This is a genomic window from Endozoicomonas acroporae, from assembly GCF_002864045.1.
GTDB classification, from domain to species: domain Bacteria; phylum Pseudomonadota; class Gammaproteobacteria; order Pseudomonadales; family Endozoicomonadaceae; genus Endozoicomonas; species Endozoicomonas acroporae.
In genome coordinates this window covers 17,459-36,478 of record NZ_PJPV01000079.1, presented here as the reverse complement: position 1 = coordinate 36,478, position 19,020 = coordinate 17,459, and the positions used below count along the sequence as shown (strand labels likewise).

At 50.0% G+C, this 19,020-nt stretch carries 13 protein-coding genes; 10 read left to right on the top strand and 3 right to left on the bottom strand.

The features are described 5' to 3' along the window. Window positions 1–109: 109 nt before the first annotated feature. Window positions 110–1,384 (bottom strand): sugar ABC transporter substrate-binding protein, encoded by a 1,275-nt coding sequence (locus CX664_RS13930; RefSeq protein ID WP_241693356.1) that lies wholly within the window; start codon window positions 1,382–1,384, stop codon window positions 110–112. 388 nt (window positions 1,385–1,772) lie between these two features. Between CX664_RS13930 and CX664_RS13925 the strand changes: the two genes are divergently transcribed. From CX664_RS13925 to CX664_RS13910, 4 genes are all read left to right on the top strand, one after another. Then, complete coding sequence (locus CX664_RS13925; RefSeq protein WP_101747314.1) at window positions 1,773–2,807, top strand: porin; 1,035 nt, start codon at window positions 1,773–1,775, stop codon at window positions 2,805–2,807. A 15-nt stretch (window positions 2,808–2,822) separates the two neighbouring features. After that, a complete protein-coding gene (gene lpxD, locus CX664_RS13920) occupies window positions 2,823–3,869 on the top strand; it encodes a UDP-3-O-(3-hydroxymyristoyl)glucosamine N-acyltransferase (RefSeq protein ID WP_101747313.1) in 1,047 nt (348 codons plus the stop codon). 63 nt (window positions 3,870–3,932) lie between these two features. Then, complete coding sequence (locus tag CX664_RS13915) at window positions 3,933–4,421, top strand: early set domain-containing protein (protein ID WP_101747312.1); 489 nt, start codon at window positions 3,933–3,935, stop codon at window positions 4,419–4,421. 36 nt (window positions 4,422–4,457) lie between these two features. Next, a complete protein-coding gene (locus CX664_RS13910; protein WP_101747311.1) occupies window positions 4,458–5,588 on the top strand; it encodes an ABC transporter ATP-binding protein in 1,131 nt (376 codons plus the stop codon). Window positions 5,589–5,877: 289 nt separating this feature from the next. On the opposite strand, the gene glgB is transcribed toward CX664_RS13910, so the two are convergent. Together glgB and CX664_RS13900 are read right to left on the bottom strand one after the other, a co-directional pair. Further along, the gene (gene glgB / locus CX664_RS13905) at window positions 5,878–8,082 is read right to left on the bottom strand and encodes a 1,4-alpha-glucan branching protein GlgB (RefSeq protein ID WP_101747310.1); all 2,205 of its coding nucleotides are present in this window, start codon (window positions 8,080–8,082) and stop codon (window positions 5,878–5,880) included. 516 nt (window positions 8,083–8,598) lie between these two features. After that, window positions 8,599–9,939: a maltoporin gene (locus CX664_RS13900; RefSeq protein WP_219622199.1), complete on the bottom strand. Its 1,341-nt coding sequence runs from the start codon at window positions 9,937–9,939 to the stop codon at window positions 8,599–8,601. A 483-nt stretch (window positions 9,940–10,422) separates the two neighbouring features. On the opposite strand from CX664_RS13900, the gene CX664_RS13895 reads away from it, so the two are divergent. From CX664_RS13895 to malQ, 6 genes are all read left to right on the top strand, one after another. Then, the gene (locus tag CX664_RS13895) at window positions 10,423–11,403 is read left to right on the top strand and encodes a LacI family DNA-binding transcriptional regulator (RefSeq protein WP_101747309.1); all 981 of its coding nucleotides are present in this window, start codon (window positions 10,423–10,425) and stop codon (window positions 11,401–11,403) included. 279 nt (window positions 11,404–11,682) lie between these two features. Further along, window positions 11,683–12,867, top strand: coding sequence for a maltose/maltodextrin ABC transporter substrate-binding protein MalE (gene malE, locus CX664_RS13890; protein ID WP_241693354.1), 1,185 nt, complete (start codon window positions 11,683–11,685; stop codon window positions 12,865–12,867). 107 nt (window positions 12,868–12,974) lie between these two features. Beyond that, window positions 12,975–14,507, top strand: coding sequence for a maltose ABC transporter permease MalF (gene malF / locus CX664_RS13885; protein ID WP_101747308.1), 1,533 nt, complete (start codon window positions 12,975–12,977; stop codon window positions 14,505–14,507). After that, complete coding sequence (gene malG / locus CX664_RS13880) at window positions 14,507–15,400, top strand: maltose ABC transporter permease MalG (protein WP_241693353.1); 894 nt, start codon at window positions 14,507–14,509, stop codon at window positions 15,398–15,400. The genes malF and malG overlap by 1 nt, the downstream gene beginning before the upstream one ends. 28 nt (window positions 15,401–15,428) lie before the next feature. Next, on the top strand, window positions 15,429–16,571 hold the full coding sequence (locus tag CX664_RS13875) for an ABC transporter ATP-binding protein (protein ID WP_101747307.1): 1,143 nt from the start codon (window positions 15,429–15,431) through the stop codon (window positions 16,569–16,571). Between the two features lie 121 nt (window positions 16,572–16,692). Further along, window positions 16,693–18,888, top strand: coding sequence for a 4-alpha-glucanotransferase (malQ, locus tag CX664_RS13870; RefSeq protein ID WP_101747306.1), 2,196 nt, complete (start codon window positions 16,693–16,695; stop codon window positions 18,886–18,888). The last annotated feature ends 132 nt before the right edge of the window (window positions 18,889–19,020 follow it).

Here is a 19,020-nt window from a genome sequence, read left to right as displayed (position 1 = left end):
AGCCCCTCCTAAACAGTATTAATCAGTTGCCGTCAATAATGATGTCGTTAATCCCACCATGCCCGGGAGTTATTCCGAAATAACGTCCCTGGTCAGGGTGGGGTGTTTGTTATTCCTGGAAAGCAATCTGCTCTTTGATCACCATTAAGGCGTTATCCAATGATTTTTCCGGTGTTTCGCCATTGACCCAGCTGGCGGTAATGGCGTTAGCCATGGGTGACCAGACATAGCCCATTTCCGGAATGGAGGGCATGGCATCGGCATAAAAACCCTGGGCAATAAAGGCTTTGGTTGCTTCATCAGCCGTTGCACTGTTGGCGATTTCTGCCATCAGGTGATTCAGTGGCGGGATGGATTTGGTCATCTCGAACCGTTTTTTCAGCATGGCTTCTGACGCCAGAAAGTCAGCAAACAGTTGTGCGGCAACGGGGTACTCTGTGTAAGAGGAGACAACTGCCAGCCTTACTGTGGAGAATGTGCGCGGATGCTTTCCTTCCAGTGTTGGCATCGCCACGACGCCAACGTTAACTCCCGATTCCAGGTGGCTTTTTGTTGCCCATGGACCGTCAACAATGGCGGCAACTTTACCTTCAGTGAACAGGCCTCGACGCACCTGGGTGTTGCGCATATCCACAGGGTTTGAGTCATTGGCTGTTTTCAATTTAAGCATGGCGGCAAGGCCGCGTTTGGTCGCTTCGGAATTCACCCCGATATCATCTGCATCAGACCCTGCCTGGCCAAATTCATAGCCGCCATACAGGGACATAAACATTCGGGATTCATAGTAATTTTGTACATCCCACAGCAGGGCATAACGGTTTTCAGTTCGATTGTTAAATGTTGTGGAGAACGCAATCAAATCTTCAAAGGTCTCTGGTGCCTCGGCCAGGATGTCTTTGTTATAGAACAGGGCAGTTGTTGCATAGCTGACGGGAAAACCATAGCCTTTGCCATCGGCTTTGGCTGCTGAGGCAGCGCTGGCAATAAACTCTTTATCAACACGATCAGCACTGACCAGGTTTTCCATAACCGCGCCACTGACGACTAATTTGCCCAGCATATCGTGTTCAATCTCGGCGACATCAGCAACCCGGGCGGTGCCACCGTCCTGAATCAGGCGTCCGGCGCTGTTCATTGGCGCCAGTTGTCGGAACCGGAACTGAACATCGTAGCCAAAGGTTTCGTTAAACGCCTCGGTGGCATAGTCCATATAATCCATGGCCAGCTCATCGGTCCAGATGAGCAGTTGTGCGTTTTTTTCAGGGATAAGCTGTTCCGCGTATGCAGTACTGGCAGAGAGTAACGAGAGGGCAAATGCCAGATTCTTATAGATGGGTTTCATACTGTTGGCCGCTAAATCATAATTCAGATTATGGTAGTACATGATGGAATACTGCATTCTTTATCAAAACATGAAAACGTGCAATGTTTTATTGATCAAATGATCTCTGATTTTGTTTGTGAATGTTTTTTGTTTAAAAAAGATGATTAAATTGATCTATGTCAGTGATGCGGTATTGTAAAAGTTGATTTGCAAGCGTTTAATCTCGCCACGAAAACACATTGCTGAACAAATAGTGTCACGATCCAGGTATTTAGCCAGTAGCCTGTTTCTAAATGGCTTCTTGTTGTTGATCTCCGGATTTTTTGCAGTTGTTTGAATTTTTGTATTTAAGCGGAGAGACGACCAGTTTTTTCTGTTCGAATCTGGTTGTTACAGGGTTGTACTACTCCAATTAAATGATTACCAGATTAGTTTTTGGGGATTACGGATGAGGAAAAAAATACTACCATTTTTGATTGCCAATATTGTTGGTGTATCGGGTGCCGCTTCAGCAGATGAATTTACCGATTTTCTCCGCCAGGCAGATAAAGAGGAAAATAGCTCAGCTGCTGATTCTGGCATGAGTTTTTCCGGTCATTTTGGTTCTTCAATTGAGTATGAAACCAAAACCACTGATGACTGGGGGAATGGTGAAATAAAAGAAAAAATCACCACCAATGAAGTGGGTAACGTATTCTTCAATTTCCACGATCTTGGTCTTCGTGCAAACTACTCGTTAAAGACCATGACCCGGGAACAAAAAAATTCCAGTGGTTATTATCAAAATGAAGACTCTCTGAAACATCTTATATTGCTGGATCGTCCATTTGCTCTGGGTGGTGGCTGGGGTACTGGTCTGGGTTATGAGGCTGAGTACATCACCAGTGAAGTGGTAACGGCAACTGAAAACCATCTCGAGAAGCAATCCCTGGAGCAAATTTTCCGGCCATATCTGACGTACTGGAATAACGAGTACAATGCCGGTTTTTATGCTATGGCAGAGTACCTGACCCTGAACTTTGATAATGGTAGCTGGGGGCAGCGGGATGAGGCTGGTTACAGCGTCATGATCAAGCCTTACACCAACTATGGCAATTTCCAGTTTGAACTGGAACTCTTCCACCAGGTTAAAGACGACAACGAGAGTGCAGATCCTTCAGGTTATGTGTTCCAGACGGATAAATTCACTGAAACCTACATCCAGCCCACCATCCGTTACAGCATCGACAACGGTGGCCTGGTCTATCTGACTACACGCTTTGCTGAGAATGAGACCATCACCAAGGGCAGTCGTCCGGACTACTTCAAGGATGTTATCAAGACTTCCATTGGCTATGAGACCGATATCGGGGAAAACTGGATGGTCAAGGCTGAGTATGAATATACCCATGAGAAAGAAACCACCAATGATCCGGCACAAGCAGGGGCCAGTAAAAAAGTGGATAACCACAAATTCTACGCCCATGCTCTTTACAGGTTTTAATCTGGTGTAAATCCCATGCTTAACGCCCTTGATATTGCTCAACAACTCCATGGTCGTCTATTTGGTGATGGCAACATCACAGTAGACAGTATCTGCCCGGTATCGGCCAGCAGGCCAGATGCCCTGGCTATTGTGCTTTCCAAACATGATCTCAAGTTTATCGATCATTGCCAGGCAGCCATTGTGGTTGGACCTGCAGCCATAGGCAATATCAAGGCACCGGTGAAAATAGTGATTGATGCATTGGATGTTACTTTGCTTAACCATCTATTGCGTTACTACAAAGCTGAAAAATACCACTTGTTGGATCAGGAGAATGTGTCCACTATTCCGGGTGTATTCATTGGCAAACATGCCCGCATCGGCAAGGGTTGCCATTTTATGCCGGGAGTGCGCATACATAATGGCGCAGTGATTGGCGATAATGTTGCCATACATGCCAATACCGTCATTAAGGAAGGGACGGTAGTTGGCAATAATGTGACCATTGACTCCAATAATTCCATCGGTAATTTCAGCTTTGAATACATGCTCAATAGTTCTGGCGAATATGAACGGCTGGAAAGTATTGGTCGGGTCATTATTGAAGATAATGTGGACATTGGCTGCAACAACACCATCGACCGGGGTACTCTCGGAGACACGGTTATTGGCCGGGGCAGCAAAATTGATAACCTTTGCCAGATTGGCCACGACTGTCGTATAGGACAGCACTGCCTGATCATTTCACAATCCGGTGTTGCCGGTCATTCCATCCTTGGTAATCGGGTTACGGTGCATGGGCAGAGTGCCATTGCCGGTCATCTGCATATTGGCGATGGTACGGTGATTCAGGGCAAGTCAGGCGTCAGCCGTTCCTGCCCACCACGAAGCAAGCTGTTTGGTTATCCTGCCAGAGATTCACATCAATACATGAAATCACTGGCTACGCTTAATGCCCTGTCAAAGGGTAAAGCCCCAATGATTCCAACCCGGAACGTTAAATCGCTAAAACCAGGGCGTGAAGCACACGGCGAAGCGAGCTGGTTCGGAAAAATACGTCAGAAACTTCCTTTTAAATAAAAAACACCACGTCTTTATTACTTATCTACTTTGGCGACTGGTCATTGTCGCTATGGAGTTAATATGAAAACCAAAGTCTTGGCAACCCTTATCCTTGCTGCCACTCTGGCTGGTTGTGCCGGAAATCCTGCTAATGATACGGCTGCTGCATCAGCGGTCAGCAACAGCCCCGTTGCCAGCTGTAATTTGCCTGATGTTGCCGGTAGTGGTCCTGTTCGTCCGCCCATGTACGTTACTGGCACTTTCTCCGATGGGCAGTGGATGCACCAGGAGCATCGTCGTATGTCTTACAAGGGCGATGGCATTTATCAGGTCATCATGAATAATGAGGCGGGCCCGGTGAACTTCCAGTTTGCCAGTATGGGTTGGAAACCACAATTCACCGTGAGTGGTCGACAATTGACCGTCGGACAGGAAGGTAAGTTAATTCGTGGTGGGTTTATGAAAGATACCCGCATCAACTTCACTGATTCTGGCCGCTATGTCTGGGGCTTCCAGGTGGATGCTGAAGGCAAGCCGAAACTGGCTGCGATTGCCCAATGTGCTGAATAACCCTGTTACCTGAAAGATTATCTGTGGAATGACCGGATGGCTAACGTAAGCTTAAAAAGCGTTGAAAAAAAATATGACAATGGATTTCATGCGGTTCATGGTATTGACCTTGATATCCATGACGGCGAGTTTATGGTGTTCGTTGGCCCGTCCGGCTGTGCAAAATCCACCACGCTACGCATGATTGCCGGGCTGGAAAGCATCACCGACGGCGAAATCCGGATCGGTGAACGCGTGGTGAATGACTTGCCTCCCAAGGACCGCGGTATTGCCATGGTCTTTCAGAACTATGCGCTTTACCCCCATAAAACCGTTTTTGACAATATGGCCTTTGGCCTGAAAATGCAGAAAAAGTCGACAGAGGAGATTCGCCAGGCGGTTGAAGAGGCCGCAGAAAAACTGGAAATTACCGATCTTCTGGACCGCAAGCCAAAAGAGATGTCCGGAGGCCAACGACAGCGGGTTGCTGTTGGCCGTGCCATTGTGCGCAAGCCTGATGTGTTTTTGTTCGATGAACCGCTATCAAACCTGGACGCCAAGCTTCGGGTTTCCATGCGGGTAAAAATTGCCCAGCTGCATCAGCGACTGAAAGAGGAAGGCAACCCTGCCACCATGATTTATGTTACTCATGATCAGACAGAAGCACTGACACTGGGTGACAGAATCTGCGTACTTAATAAGGGTGAAATCATGCAAGTGGATACCCCTGCCAACTTGTACAATTACCCGGCTAACAAATTTGTCGCCGGTTTCATTGGTTCTCCCTCCATGAACCTGGTAAAAACGGTTATTCGTAAATCGGATGCTGGACTTTTTGTAGAACTTGCACCGGGGATGAAGTGCTTTATCCCAAGAGCCAAACAGGTATTGCTGCAGGAGCAGATTGATCAAGCGGTTTACTTTGGTATTCGCCCTGAGCATATCTCCCTGGCAAATGACAGTGATACTGTTAATACGGTCGAAGGCATGTTAACGGTTGTCGAGAATATGGGTAATGAGAAATATCTCTATTTCAAAGTAGGCGATAATGAGCTGATTGCTCGAGTGAACGACCATACCATTACTACAGCTGATATTGGTCGCACAATGCGCTTCAATTTGAATACCGAAGCTTGTCATATTTTTGATGTGGAAAATGAAAAAAACCTGACGATCATTAAAGGTTAAGCGGCAAAATAAACCACGTACAACACAAGCTCTATTATATCGCCCCTTGTTCCCACGGCCCCCGTGGGAATGCATATCAACCCCCTCCGCAAGTTAGAACTCCCATTAAACTCTCATGATTCCGGGCGGAAAGAGGTTGTTCCATATCCTGCAGGCTCCGGTATGCATTCCCACGCAGGACCCACAGGGTCTAAAAGCATGGGAGCTGGTGGAAGATAGAGCGATTTCTGCAACACATACGGGACCGAAGAAGCCAGTATGTGTTAAGTGCTTTTTCTCGCTATGGGCATTATTCCCGGTCAACGGTCAGCATAATAGTCGCCAGTGGCGGCAAAGTCAGGCTGATGTTTTGGGGGTGGTTATGCCACTCTCCAGGCCTGGTTGCGACGGTACCGTTGACAATATGGCTGCCACCAAAGCGCTGGTCATCGCTGTTAAATATTTCCTGCCACAATCCATCGACCGGCACACCAATGCGGTAATCATGTCGTACATATGGCGTCATATTACTGATAATGACCATGGTTTTACCTGTGCTGTCTTTTCGGTAAAAGGCAAAAACACTTTGTCCATGGTCTTCCAGTATTAACCAGCGAAAGCCATCACGATCGAAATCAAGCTCATGCAGTGCCGGGTAATGCTGATAAATCCGGTTCAGTTCACTGACCATCGCCAGCACACCCTGGTGGTAAGGACCCTGTTCTAACAGGTTCCAGTTCAGGCTTTCTGCCGGATTCCACTCGTTGGTGACACCAAACTCAGAGCCCATAAACATCAGCTTTTTACCGGGGTGCCCGAACATAAACCCGTAATAGGCCCGAAGGTTGGCAAAGCGCTGCCAGTCATCCCCCGGCATACGGGTGAGGATCGTGCCTTTACCATGGACCACTTCATCGTGGGAGAGGGAGAGCACAAAGTTCTCGTTATAGGCGTACACCATACTGAAGGTCATTTCGTGATGGTGATGCTGGCGATGAATCGGGTCCCGCTTCATATAGGCCAGTGTGTCGTGCATCCAGCCCATATTCCATTTGTAATCAAAGCCGAGGCTTTGCGGGTGTCCGGGGCGTGATACACAGGGCCAGCTGGTGGACTCCTCGGCGATCATCATGCAGTGTGGATGCAGTCGGTGTACTTCATGGTTGAGGCGCTGCAAAAAGGCGACGGCCTCAAGGTGTTCATTGCCGCCCAGATGGTTGGGTGTCCACTCGCCCTGTTTTCTGGAGTAGTCCAGGTAGAGCATGGAGGCCACGGCATCCACCCTCAGGCCATCAATATGAAACTCATCCAGCCAGTACAGGGCATTACTGATCAGAAAATCCTGTACCCATGGCGAACCGTAATTGTAAATGCAGGATTTCCAGTCCGGATGCCAGCCCCGCTGGGGGTCTTCATATTCATAAATGGCGGTCCCGTCAAAACGGAACAGGCCATGTTCATCCTGTGGAAAGTGGGCGGGTACCCAGTCCAGTATCACACCAATATGGTGCTGGTGGCACTGGTCAACCAGGTAGCGGAAGTCGTCCGGTGTGCCATAGCGGCTGGTGGGGGCAAACAGCCCAACCGGCTGGTAGCCCCAGGATTCGTAGAGAGGATGTTCGGAAATAGGCAGTAATTCGATATGGGTAAAGCCCGTTTTCCGGATATAGGGGATCAGTTCGTCGGCCAGCTCCCGGTAATTTATAAAACCATCGTCATTCAATTTTTTCCATGAGCCCAGATGGACCTCATAAACCGACATGGCCTTGTTATGGTTCAGCTGACGTTTGTTCATCCATTGTTTGTCAGACCAGGTAAAGGTACTTTCCGTTTGTACGATGGAGGCGAGGCCCGGCCACTGTTCCACTTTATGGCCAAACGGGTCGGATTTTTCAGGCAGCAGCTGGCCATTCTGGTCGTGCAGCTCATATTTATACAGGGCACCTTCGCTGACCCCTGGCACAAACAGTCGCCAGATGCCGTCATCGGCACTGGCCATGGGGTGGCAGCGACCATCCCACCGGTTAAAATCACCAATCACGCTGACGGAACGTGCATGGGGGGCATAGACTTTGAACAACACACCGGAAACACGACGCTGGCGGGTAATGGCGTGCTCCACTTTCAGGGCACCCAGGTGTCGGTACAGGTGGAGCGGGTCGATATCCTGCTGGCAGAGGGTGTACTCGCCAAACTGGTAGGGGTCAAACCGAAGTTCTTCTGACCCGTCCTTCAGGGTGATGTTCAGCAGATAGTAAAAGGTTTTTTTACGCCGGGGAAATTCCAGCTCAAAAAGGCCATTGGCCAGTCGGTTCATTCTGCCCAGTGATTTACCCGTGCTTTCCAGCACAACCTCGATGCATTCAGCATCAGGGTGCCAGGCGCGGATGGTCAGACCGCTACCGGATGGCGCCGGGTGGATTCCCAGGATGGAAAAAGGTGAGGCATTCATCACCTGGTTCAGGCTCTGGGTTACCGGTATCAGTTCAGCACCCATTAATTTTTTTTCGGGCATTTTAGATCACTGCGAGAGAGGTGGGTTATTTTTTCGCATGCATTATGGTCATGAAATGGGATGGTGGGAAGTTGTAAACGTTTTACAGGGGTAGACATTCCCACGGAGCATCGTGGGAGGTCAAAACGCTCGACGTAGGTCGGCTTGCATTCAAGCCGACTCGTGACTTCACCGCCATCCCCCATGAAGCTGAGAGATCATGGTGCATGGCGGTTGGTTCGGGTGTCGGCTCCTGAGGAGCCGACCTACGCGGTGAGACCCTTTTACGGGTTTTGCGACAGTCTTGTAGGGTGGATGGCAATTGGGAATAAATTATAAGAACAGGATTGGAACAGGAGAGAGAAAAAAGACGGGGCAACGCCCCGTCAAATACAGACACAATCACAGGAGGTGGAAATTTTGCCTGATGCCTGTTGAAGTGACAGACACCAAGGAGGCTCGCCATAAGGTAGGGCGGGCGAAGCCTTCCCATGCTGTGCATGGGAAGGGTGTTACACAACCCGGGCAGTTAACAACTTACCACCAGGCTTCCATTTGAACACCGAAGGTAGTACCGCTGGTTTCATTGGCGAAAGCTTCACCACCGATGCGGCCTTTGGACTCATCGTTCCAGTTAGCGTAGGTTACGAAAGCACGGATTTGTGGACGTGCCCAATAGCCGCGGCCAGCAGACCACTGCTGAGCGATGGTCAGTTTGGTCAGCTGAGAGTCTTCCATCTGGCCAGCTTCTTCAAAGGCGTTTTCAACGTGGTCGTAGCCCAGCTCAACCGCAGTGCTCATGATGTCGTTCCAGAAGTAAACCGGGCGAACACCGAAGGTCATCCATGTTTGGTCATCCTTTCCTGGCAGATCAAAAGAGATTTTGTTGTAACCGGCCAAGTACTGCATTTCAACGTTGTCGCCAATATGAACAACACCGTGATCCATTAAACGCAGCAGTGAATTACCGTCATGATTTTCAGCAGTTACGCCACTGACACCTTGACCATTGGAGCCAATACCCCAAGCAGTCATACCATCAGCAGCATACTGGAGAACTAACTTGTTAAAACCACCAAAAAAGTTACCTTGGGTATGCTCGGCGGTAAGCATATAGCCATCGTCATCATAGTCAGATTTTTCAACAAGTTTGGCATTGTTACCATCTTTCAGATAGCCCTTGAAGTCTCCATATGGATTACCTTTTCCGTAGTTCACACCCAGAGTTAAAGAGCCATCTTTGTTTGTAGAAATGCCTTCGAGGCGAATATCGAGGATATTCTGATCGAGCGTTTTTTTCTGTAGCTTCTCATCTGCAATTGCATCTGCTTCGGTTTCATAGTAAGCAAGGTCCGTACCACTCTTCACCCAAGCTAAACTCAGGTTACCCATACCAACATCAATATTTTCAATACCTGCGCCAGGACCGGATACGTTCCAATAATACATATCGATCATGTGGATATCTTGACGCTTGTAATAACGCTTACCAGCCCATAGAGTTGCTTCAGGTGCAAATTCGAGGACACCTTTGGCTTGGACGTTAAACTCACGGAATGCTGGGGTTTTCTCTTCCCAATCTTTAGATTGGTCAACTTCGAAAGCCATGAGGCTATCAAGGTAGAAAGATTGTTGACCATTATTGAATAACTCAGAACCCAGTTTGATTTCACCGTAAGTTTCGTTTTCGTTACCGAGACGGTAGTTATATCCACCGGTTCCTTCAGCCGTAAACTCTTCTTGCTTACCGCCGTCAAAGTTACTACCGATACCAGACCGCACATAACCATGGAAATCAACAGTTGCCGCAGAAGCTGCAGCAGAAAAAACGATGGCTGAAATAGCACCAGCCAGTGGCAGAATTCTTGCTTTGGTCACAACCAAATTCCTTCAAGTGTGTTGTTGTGTGTTCGCCATTGCATCTGCTGCAGTCCCCCCTGAAACGAAATAATCGTCCAGAATCTGTCAGCAGACGTTACAACGTGTTGACGTTTTACAGGCAGTGGGATTTTTTGGCATTATTGGGGTCGAGAGCAATATGAAAAGGTTTTTAGAAGAAGTTGGCCGAATATTGATCTGTGTCTTTCCATGAAAACGGCAAACAAAATACATTACGGTAAGTAGTTAACCAAATGAAATCATATATTTCTGACTAAGTGGGCAGTCACTCTGCGGCGTTGCAACTCCGGTCACATAGCTACGGCTATGCTCCCTACGTTGCGCCTTGCATAGTAACTGCCCACTTAGCCAGAAATATACGATTCCATTTGGCCAACTACTTAGAGCGTTATATTTCAAACAAACGTCAACTGTTTGATACAAAAAGTACGACTGGTATAAATCCCTCCGGGAAGGAATCACGTGTCTGGGCAATCAACCATTCTCCAGGTAGCAGCACTGGCCGGTTTATCTATTGCAACCGTCAGTCGGGTGCTTAATGGTGGAAAATACGTTTCAGAAAGTACCCGCAAGAAGGTATTGGAAGCGGCGCATGAGCTGAACTATCAACCCAATTACATGGCCCGGCAGTTGCACGGGCAGGATGCTTTTGTGGTCGGTGTTGTGCTGGGGCTGGATCTGGGCACTATTTCACCTTTTGCCTTAAAGGTGTATGAGGCACTGAAAATTGAGCTGGAGCGGCAGGGGTACCGGGTCAAGCGGGTGAAGTTTTCCCCTGAAGGTGAGCTGAAAACGGCGGCCAAAGCCTATGTTGGCATTGGCTTGCACCATGATGATCCCCGCTATCAGAAGGTTCAGGAGCAGGAGGCTCCCTATGTGAGTATCGGTGATGTGCGCGAGGAACATTTCTGGGTCGCCTCTAACGACGAGCAGGGTGGCTTTCTGGCGACCACGCACCTGCTCGGGAATGGCTGTCGCACTATTTATTATGTCTGCCTGCACAGTGACCATGCGGTTTCGGGCATGCGTTATCAGGGCTATCGCAAGGCGATGCTGGAAGCCGGGCTTATTCCCTCGGAAGCCATAGAAATATCCATGGATACCGGTCTTCCTGCATTAGACAGTTATCGCCGTATACGTGGCCTGCTGGAATCAGGAATCAAGCCGGATGCGTTTGTCGCTTTTTCTGACATTGTTGCCACCGGTATTTCCATGGCACTGGCGGATACCGGTAAGCGAGTACCGGATGATGTCCAGGTGGTGGGTTACGATGGTATCGATGATGACCGCTATCATTCACTGACAACGATAAGGCAGGATATAGAGAGTATTGCCATTCAGGGGGCAGAGCTGGTGATGGAGGCCATGAAATCCGGTGAGCCTCGTGGGTGCTGGCTGGATGTCTTTCTCCGCCAGGGGCAGACCTCCTGCGACATGACCTGAGGCTGACAACCCATGTTCCTGATTATTACAAAATAAATTGATTCATATCAAATTGTCACGGATTACACCAGAAATAGAGCATGCTGTAAACGTTTTACGATTTCATTCAGTCTTCAATTCATTAATTATAATGCCCGTGTTTCAGGTCTCAGGTCTGTTGTCCCGACATTGGGTGGGTTGATGAATTTGAACGTTAGTGTTCACTCCGATCTAAATGATAAGAGCCTGAAAATTTCAATGATCACCCTGAGGGACTCAGGGCTATACCGGAATAGAAAGATGATGAAAAAAACGGTTGCCGCAGCGGTTGCTTCTGCGCTTGCTATCTCCATGGGGGCAAACACAGCCATGGCGTTCTCTGACGACGAACTGGTGGTGTGGATCGGTGGAGATAAAGCCTACAACGGTATGGAAGTTGTGGGTAAGCGCTTTGAAGAAGACCTGGGTGTGAAGGTGAAGGTTGAGACTCCGGAGAATCTGACTGACCGTTTCCAGCAGGTGGCTGCCACCGGTAAAGGTCCGGATATTGTTCTGTGGGCACACGACCGTTTCGGTGAGTGGGCTGAGTCTGGCCTGTTGGCACCGGTCAAGCCTTCTGACAAGGTAAAGTCTGATATCGAAGCCAAAGGCTGGCAGGCCACGTCGCACAATGGCAGCATCTACGGTTACCCGGTAGCCATGGAAGCGATCAGTCTGATCTACAACAAGGATATCATCAAGACGGCTCCTGCCTCTTATGAAGAGATGTTCGCGTTGAAAAAAGAGCTGGATAAGAAAGATATCACCACCATCATGTGGGACCAGGTTCAGCCTTACTTCACTACGCCGATGCTGGCCTCCAACGGCGGTTACGTATTCAAGGAAGTGCCCGGCGGCTACGACGTTTCTGATATCGGTCTGAACAGTGCCGGTGCCATCAAAGGTGGCAAGATGCTGGCTAAAATCATCGACGAGGGCGTGATGCCACGGGGCGTTGACTACGGTGTGATGGAAGCCGGCTTCAACAAGGGTGAAGTGGCCATGATGATCTCCGGTCCATGGGCCTGGGCCAACCTTGATAAGAGTAAAATCAACTACGGTGTTGCACCACTGCCTTCTATCGACGGTAGCCCATCCCGTGCGTTCGTTGGTGTCTGGGCCGCAGCTCTGAATAACGCTTCGCCAAACCAGGAACTGGCGAAGGAGTTTGTTGAGAACTACGTCCTCACCGAGGAAGGTCTGGAAACGCTGAACAACGACAAGCCTCTCGGTGCCGTTGCTCACAAGGCCTACATGAAGAAGCTGGCTGCGGACCCCCGTATTGAAGGCACCTACCAGAACGTGATGAACGGTCTGCTGATGCCTAACGTTCCGGAAATGGGCAAGTTCTGGTCAGCTACCCAGTCTGCCCTGACCAATATCACCACTGGTCAGGAATCCGTTGAAGTGGCGCTGAACAACGCTGCCAAGCTGATTGCCAACTGAAAAATGCCACACGGGGTGTAACGCAGGCTCACATTGATGTGACCCGTTACATCTGCCGGTCATCATTCAGATGACCGGCTTAAAACCCTCCCGGAGAGAGAAATACCATGACCATACCCGCCAATGTCAGAGCATTGTTGTCTGGCAACGGGCCAAAGTGGGCGCTTGTTGCCCTGATTGATCTAGCCCTGCTGTACGTTATTGCCCTGCTGTATTTCCAGGGTGAAATTCTTTTCCCATTGACCCTGCTGGTTCTGGGCAGCCTGGGTACATGGATTTTTACCAGCAAGTGCGGTTACAACTATCGCTACGTGTACCCCTGTTTGCTGGGCATTATCATGTTTATCGTTTTTCCCATGGCGTATACCTTTAGTATTTCGTTCACGAATTACGGTTCTGCCAATATTCTGAGCCTTGAGCGGGTCAAGGAAATTCACCTGAATAAACTGGTAAAAACAGGCGACCATACCTACACACTGGCGCTTTTCCAGCATAACAATCAGTTTCAACTGCAACTGACTGATAAAAACGACAGTCACAGTATTTATACCTCCGACACTTTTGTACTCAATGGTGACCTGACAGAGGTTTCTGCCCGTTCAGGTGCCCACGCAAAGGGTAACAAACTGTCAATGAGGGAAGTGGTGAAGCAACGCTCGGCCCTGGGTTCAGTGGCTGTTATCCTGGAAGACGATACTCGTCTGGTGATGTCGTCCCTGCGTGAATTTTCGGCGATGGCGCCGCAGTATCGGGAACAGTCAAACGACTATCTGGTTGAGATTAAAACCGGTGATATCCTGCGCCCGGATATGACCACGGGGTTTTATGTGACCGAAGCTGGTGAGCAGGTTGCACCCGGTTTCTCTGTGTATATTGGTGGCGATAACTACAATCGACTGGTCACAGACAAAGGTATACGGGAGCCGTTTTTCAAGATTTTTGTCTGGACTGTTGTGTTTTCAGCGGGCAGCGTGCTGTTCTGTCTGGTGATCGGCCTGCTGCTGGCTAACCTGATGCAATGGGAACCACTGAGAGAGCGGGGGATTTACCGGGTGCTGCTGATCCTTCCTTATGCAGTGCCGGCGTTTATTTCCATTCTTATTTTCAAGGGTCTGTTTAATCAGAACTTTGGTGAGATCAATATGATCCTGGAAGGGCTGTTTGGCATCAGTCCTGAGTGGATGACCAACCCGACCTTTGCCAGGGCCATGATTCTGATCGTCAACACCTGGCTTGGCTACCCCTATATGATGATCGTCTGTATGGGACTGCTGAAAGCGATTCCGGACGATCTGTATGAAGCCTCTGCCATTGATGGTGCCAACCCGATCCATAACCTGCTGTACATAACACTGCCCAATATTGCCAAACCGCTGGCGCCGATCCTGATTGCCAGTTTTGCCTTTAACTTCAATAACTTCGTGCTGATTGACCTGTTGACCGCGGGCGGCCCCATGATGCCGGGCACCACCACTGCAGCAGGCTTCACGGATTTGCTGGTGAACTTCACTTTCCGTACGGCATTCGTCGCAGGACAGGACTTTGGTCTTGCCTCAGCTATTGCCACGATGATCTTCCTGATCGTCGGATTTATCTCCTGGGTTAACCTCAGGGCCACCCGCAGCTCACAGGAGTATTGATGATGGCAATGGTACAACCACGAAACCTGAAATATCGGGTATGGGCGGCGCGGATTGTGATGATTCTGCTGCTGTGTCTGGTGATGTTTCCGTTTCTGATGATTCTTTCGGTCTCTTTTCGTACCGGTAACTTTGCCACGGGCAGTTTGATTCCGGAAAACCCCAGTCTGGAGCACTGGGCAATGGTACTGGGTTTTGAGTACACCGCAGCGGATGGTTCGGTGGTTAAGCCGACTTTTCCGGTGCTGACCTGGTTGTGGAACTCCCTGAAAGTCAGCTTTACCACTTCGGCGCTGATCCTCATGCTGTCCACTACGGGGGCTTATGCTTTTGCCAGACTGCGCTTCCGTTTCAAGAATCACCTGCTCACCAGCATGATGATTCTGCAGATGTTTCCGGCGGTGCTGGCCCTGGTGGCTTTCCATGCCTTCTTTAATAAGTTGGGCGGTGTGGTGCCATGGCTGGGTTTGAATACTCACAGTGCCCTGGTGATGTCCTACCTGGGCGGTATCACCATGCACATCTGGCTGATTAAAGGCTATTTCGAAAGTATTGATGTGGCCCTGGAAGAGTCTGCCTATATCGACGGTGCCACCCCCTGGCAGGCATTCCGATATATTCTGCTGCCACTGTCTGTACCTATTCTGGCGGTTGTGTTTGTACTGTCGTTTATCGGTGTGATTGGTGAGTACCCGATTGCCTCTGTACTGCTCCAGGGTGTTGACCAGCTGACGCTGGCTGTAGGGATGAAACAGTTCCTCTATGCCCAGAACTACCTCTGGGGTGATTTTGCCGCTGCCGCGATTTTGACCGGTATGCCCATTACTGTCGTCTTCCTGATGGCCCAGCGTTATCTGGTCAATGGTCTGACGGCTGGTGGTGTGAAAGGTTAACGGATTTACAGTTTAAAAGAGAAAGACAATGGCTGAAGTAAAGCTGACCCAACTGGACAAAAGCTACGACGGTGGCAAGACATTTGTTCTGAAGAACATCAATCTGCACATTGAAGATGGTGAATTTGTCGCCTTCGTTGGCCCTTCCGGTTGTGGTAAGTCCACGTTGCTGCGGATGATCTGTGGCCTGGAGGAGATTACCGACGGTTTGCTGGAGCTGGACGGTGAGCATTCCAACGATATGCCGCCCAATGAGCGTCGTGTTGGTATGGTGTTCCAGTCTTATGCCCTCTATCCCCATATGACGGTGCGGGAAAATATGGAGTTTGGCCTGAAGCTGGCAAAAGCGAACAAGGCCGAGATCAATCGTCGTGTGGATGAAGCGGCCAGAATTTTGCAGCTGGAAAAGCTGTTGGATCGTAAGCCAAAGGCGATGTCCGGTGGTCAGCGCCAGCGGGTGGCGATTGGTCGCTCCATTGTGCAGGAACCGAGGCTGTTTCTGTTTGATGAGCCGCTGTCCAACCTGGACGTATCCCTGCGGGTACAGATGCGTCAGGAGTTGTCCCGTCTGCATAATAAACTGAAGACAACGGCCATCTATGTAACCCACGATCAGGTAGAGGCCATGACGCTGGCCGATCGTATCGTGGTACTCAGCCCACTGGCAGACGGTGCCGAAAGCAATCTGGAGCAGGTGGGTGCACCGCTGGCGCTTTATCACAACCCGTGCAACCTGTTTGTGGCCAGTTTTATCGGTTCACCGAAGATGAATTTCTTCCGTGCCGCGATAGTGGAGCCCGGTCAGAAAGAGACTAGAATTAAGCTGGAGTGTGGTACTGAGTTGCGTGTTTGCAATGACACCCGCAATGCCAGGGCCGGTGATAAGGTAACGCTGGGTATTCGGCCACAGGATGTGCTGAATCATGAAGAGGCGGATGGTGCAGAAAACTGCATTACCGGCACGATCGAAACCATTGAGCGCCTGGGTAATGAGTCATTTATCTACCTGAATCATCCGGATATTCACGAAGCGTTTATTGCCCGGGTGGAAGACTCCCTGCGTCGTCAGCCTGGTGCTGAATTCCATGTGGGTGTTCCGGCGGAAAACTGTCATCTGTTTGATGCCAGCGGTGTCGCGTTTTCACGGACCAGGTCACCAGTATTTGACTGATATTGCTGACAGCTGATTCCCTACCGTGGAAGACCGTTGGAACAACCTGCATTCCATACGACAAATTTTGTGCAATCTCCGGCAACCTTCCAGGTTGCCGGCCTACTTATGAAGAAACTCAATGCTTGACCACCAATTTATCGACAGTCTGGGTGACCTGTGTGGCATGGCCAGTGGCTATAAGGACTGGGATGGTACTCCGGTAGCTATTAACACTGAGAACAAAATTCCCCTGCTGGCTGCCATGGGTTTTGACGTTAGCAGTAATGCGTCGCTGAAACAGGCGATAGCCACTGAACAGTTAAAGTTGTGGCAATCTCCTTTATTACCAGTGACGGTTGTGCATCAGGGACAAAGCTTCTCTTTCGTACTGCGTTGCTCCAAGAGTAAACGTCCATCGTCTGTTGCTGTGCAGATAACTCTGGAAAACGGTGACCAGGTTACCCATCATGCCGATCTGACTACGGCTGTTGTGTCCGAAACCATGAAGCTGGAGCGCAAAGAGTATATTGCCCTTGAGGTTTCAATACCTGAATACCTGCCACTGGGTTATCACACGATGGCGGTTCAGGGGAAAGCATTTACGGCAGAAGCCGGATTGATTGTGGTACCGGAAGTTTGTTATGAACCGGAAGCCATGAAACAGGGCGCTAAAATCTGGGGTTCCGGTATTCAGCTGTATACCGTTCGCTCTGAGCGTAACTGGGGGGTGGGCGATCTGACTGACCTGGGTGCTCTGGCGGCAGGTATGGGTGAGCAGGGGGCTGATTTTGTTGGCCTGAATCCGGTGCATGCCCTGTACCCGTCCAATCCACTGCACTGCTCGCCTTACAGCCCATCGACCCGTCTGTTTGATAATGTGCTGTACATTGACCCTGAACAAGTGGCGGAGTACGCCGACAGTGCGTCAGCCCGGGAGACTGTTGCGAAACATCAGGGATTGATTGATGAATTGCGCAGCACCGACCTTGTGGAATACGACAAGGTGGCACCATTGAAAATGTCGGTGTTGGAACTGTTGTTTAATGAGTTTGCCGAACAGCATCTGGGCAAGGGAACAGACCGGGATCAGGCGTTCACGGCTTTCTGTCAGTCAAGGGGAGCGCGGTTAGATCAGTTTGCTCTGTTTGAAGCGCTGTATGAGCATTTCCGGAAAACCGATATTAATAGCTGGGGATGGCGCTGCTGGCCAGAGGCGTACCAGACGCCAGACAGTAAAGAGGTCAGGGCTTTTGCCAAGACGAATCAGGCACGGATTACGTTCTTTAAATACCTGCAGTGGCAGATGGATGAACAGCTGCACGCAGCCCAGGAAAAAGCCAAAGACGCCGGTATGATGGTTGGCCTCTACCGTGATCTGGCGGTGGGTGTAGACAGCAACGGTGCCGATGTCTGGACGGATCGTAATTTATTTGTTCTCGAAGCCAGCACCGGTGCGCCACCCGATGGTTTGGGGCCGATGGGTCAGGACTGGGGTCTGCCACCGTTCAATCCGGTGGTCTTGAAAGAGGAGCGTTACCAGCCTTTCGTTGAGCTGATCCGGAACAATATGCGTAACTGCGGTGCGTTGCGTATTGATCACGCCATGGGACTGTTCCGTCTCTGGTGGTGCCCGAACGGCAACACGGACAACAAAGGTGCCCGTTATGGCTGTTACGTCCACTATCCGCTGCAGGATTTGCTGGGTATTATCAAGCTGGAAAGTCATCGCCAACAGTGTCTGGTGTTTGGTGAAGACCTGGGTGTGGTTCCTCAGGAAATCACCGACAGTCTGCCTCCGGCAAGAATGTACGGCAGTGTGATGGGGATCTTCCAGCAGGATAAGGATCGTTATACGGCACCCGACAAGTACCGTGAAAAAGCCCTGGCGATGCTGGTATGCCATGACACACCCACCATGAAAGGCTGGTGGGATGGCAAAGACATCGACCTGATGGAATCCCTGGGCTTTTTCTCCGAAGAGCGTGCTGCCGCTGACCACGATGCCCGTGAACAGACCCGCAAGGCGGTGCTGAATACCCTGGCTGACCTTGGGGAATTACCAGAAGGCATTGACCTTCAGGCAAGCACGGCACCGGCATTCAGTCGTACCATCATGGAGAAATTCAGCTACTACCTGGCCTTGTCGGCTTCGCAAATCACCGGCTTCCAGCTGGAAGATGTGATGATGATTGACTCTCCGGTGAATGTGCCTGGCACCTGTAGTGAATATCCAAACTGGCGTCGTCGTCTGCCTCAGAGTATTTCTGCAATGCTGGCCAGCAAAGAGAATCAGCAGTTCTTTGCCAACCTGAGTGGCTGTCGTAAGGCGAAATAGTGTCTGACCATCGGTAACCTGTTGTCGGTCAGCCTCCTGGTGCAAAAAAGTGTTAATACCCATGCACCCCGTTCATCCTGAGCTTGTCGAAGGATGGTGCCACCGTACTTCGACAAGCTCAGCACGAACGGT

Bases quoted from the DNA above. Each gene is read 5' to 3' on its own strand.
- malQ (WP_101747306.1), top strand. From the start codon at position 16,693: ATGCTTGACCACCAATTTATCGACAGTCTGGGTGACCTGTGTGGCATG.
- malF (WP_101747308.1), top strand. From the start codon at position 12,975: ATGACCATACCCGCCAATGTCAGAGCATTGTTGTCTGGCAACGGGCCA.
- glgB (WP_101747310.1), bottom strand. From the start codon at position 8,082: ATGCCCGAAAAAAAATTAATGGGTGCTGAACTGATACCGGTAACCCAG.
- lpxD (WP_101747313.1), top strand. From the start codon at position 2,823: ATGCTTAACGCCCTTGATATTGCTCAACAACTCCATGGTCGTCTATTT.
- CX664_RS13875 (WP_101747307.1), top strand. From the start codon at position 15,429: ATGGCTGAAGTAAAGCTGACCCAACTGGACAAAAGCTACGACGGTGGC.
- malG (WP_241693353.1), top strand. From the start codon at position 14,507: ATGATGGCAATGGTACAACCACGAAACCTGAAATATCGGGTATGGGCG.
- CX664_RS13915 (WP_101747312.1), top strand. From the start codon at position 3,933: ATGAAAACCAAAGTCTTGGCAACCCTTATCCTTGCTGCCACTCTGGCT.
- CX664_RS13910 (WP_101747311.1), top strand. From the start codon at position 4,458: ATGGCTAACGTAAGCTTAAAAAGCGTTGAAAAAAAATATGACAATGGA.
- CX664_RS13930 (WP_241693356.1), bottom strand. From the start codon at position 1,384: ATGTACTACCATAATCTGAATTATGATTTAGCGGCCAACAGTATGAAA.
- CX664_RS13925 (WP_101747314.1), top strand. From the start codon at position 1,773: ATGAGGAAAAAAATACTACCATTTTTGATTGCCAATATTGTTGGTGTA.
- malE (WP_241693354.1), top strand. From the start codon at position 11,683: ATGATGAAAAAAACGGTTGCCGCAGCGGTTGCTTCTGCGCTTGCTATC.